Below are 1956 nucleotides of genomic sequence, written 5' to 3' on the forward strand. Positions count from 1 at the left end.
CTACACCACTTCCTCCATCCTTAACATCACTGTTAACGACTTGTGGTTCACTACACTTGGCGGTAACTACCTGTGGTCGGTCTATCTCCGACTGAATCCGTGCCATGCCCGGCACACAACAAAAGCAATGAATCTTTATAGAATCATTGCTCAGGCTGTTGACAAAGTAAAAAGTCAACAGCTTTTAGTTTTCAAATAGAAAAATATATGGTATTATATCTATTGTCGTGGATGACTTCGTTCCAAATATGCAAATTTTGAGGCTCCACGACTTTTTATTTTACCACTATATCATGAAAATATGGTATAATGTAAATGCATATTTGGAGGTAAAATATTATGGCAATGACATGTTTAAACAATCGAAAAAATGACAGCTTGATTTTGAGTACTATAGATGAATTAGTACCATTGGATCACAAGGTAAGAGAGCTTGAAGAAGCTATTGACTGGAATTTCATATATCCTCTCGTTAGACCTTTATATAGTTCTTTTGGCAGACCAAGTATTGACCCGGTGGTACTTTTTAAAATGCTTTTTATCAACTTTGCATTTGGTATTCATTCCATGAGAAGAACATGTGAAGAAACAAAGGTGAACCTTGCCTACAGATGGTTTTTAGGGTTGTCCATTGATGATGAGGTTCCAAACTACTCAACATGGTCACAGAACTACATCAGAAGATATGGAGATTCTGAAGTTTTCGATGAGATTTTCAAAAAAATTATTGAAGAAGCCATCGCATATGATTTTGTGGATCTTGATACGGTATTTGGAGATGGAACACATCGAAAGGCCAATGCCAATAATAGAAAACATGAAAATAAGGCTGTAGAAATAGTAAAGAAATACTATGACGATGAACTTCTGGAGGAAATCAACAAGGATAGAAAAGCCCATGAGAAAAAGCCAATAAAGGAAACAAAGGATATAGAACTTGCATATGACGAAGAAACAGGTGAACTCATTGAAGGAAAAGGAACAAAATCAATAAAGGTAAGCAAGACAGATCCGGAAAGCGGATGCTTTCATAAGGGAGAAAAACAGAAATGCTTTGCATATACAAATCTAACATTCTGTGATAGACACGGATTTGTACTGCATAATACAGTGGCACCAGGCAATCAGCACGATAGTGTTGTTTTTCATGATGCATATAGAAAGCTGTTGAACACCTATGGAGATTTAATACATAACATCAGTTTAGATGCAGGATTCATGACACCAGCAATATGTCGAGAAATCATAGAAGATGGAATCAGAGCATATATGCCATATAAAAGACCCATGACAAAAAAAGGATACTTCAAGAAATATGAATATGTCTATGATGAAAAGTTGGATATTTATATATGCCCCAATAACAAGGATTTGAAATATACTACAACAAACAGATCAGGATACAGGGAATACAAATCAAATCCAAAGGACTGTGAAGGATGTCCATTTTTAGAGAAATGTACACAGAGCAAAAATCATCAGAAGGTCATCACAAGACATGTATGGGAGGAATATAGAGAAATAGCAGATGAGAACAGATATACACCAGAATGGAAAGATATCTATCCACTAAGAAAAGAGACGATAGAAAGAGTCTATGCAGATTGCAAAGAAAAGCATGGACTAAGATTCACAAGATTAAAAGGACTAAAGAAAAATCAACAGGAATCGTTGATTATTTTTGGCTGCCATAATTTAGGCAAATTAGCGAGAATGAAGAAAAGGAAAGGACTCATAAATATTCCTTCACCCAATAAAAAAGAAGGAAATATAAGGAAAACAATACAAATTTATCAATTTTCATAAAAAAATAAAAGAAGTGGTAGATTTAATAAAAAAGGCTCTATACTAAAACTGGAGGGGAAGTAATATTCAAAACTTCATCTTCCAGTTTTTTTATATAATAATAGACATAGTCGATAACTCGTTTTACAATTAGTTCACCACAAACAAAAT

General features: G+C 34.4%; 1 protein-coding gene. It reads left to right on the forward strand.

Annotated elements, in window-relative coordinates; all coding sequences use genetic code 11:
• The first annotated feature begins 339 nt into the window (after window positions 1-339).
• On the forward strand, window positions 340-1806 hold the full coding sequence (locus B5E75_RS14185; protein ID WP_390541712.1) for an IS1182 family transposase: 1467 nt from the start codon (window positions 340-342) through the stop codon (window positions 1804-1806).
• The last annotated feature ends 150 nt before the right edge of the window (window positions 1807-1956 follow it).

It is taken from the genome of Massiliimicrobium timonense (assembly GCF_002160865.1).
In the GTDB taxonomy this organism is placed as follows: Bacteria; Bacillota_I; Bacilli_A; order Erysipelotrichales; family Coprobacillaceae; genus Allocoprobacillus.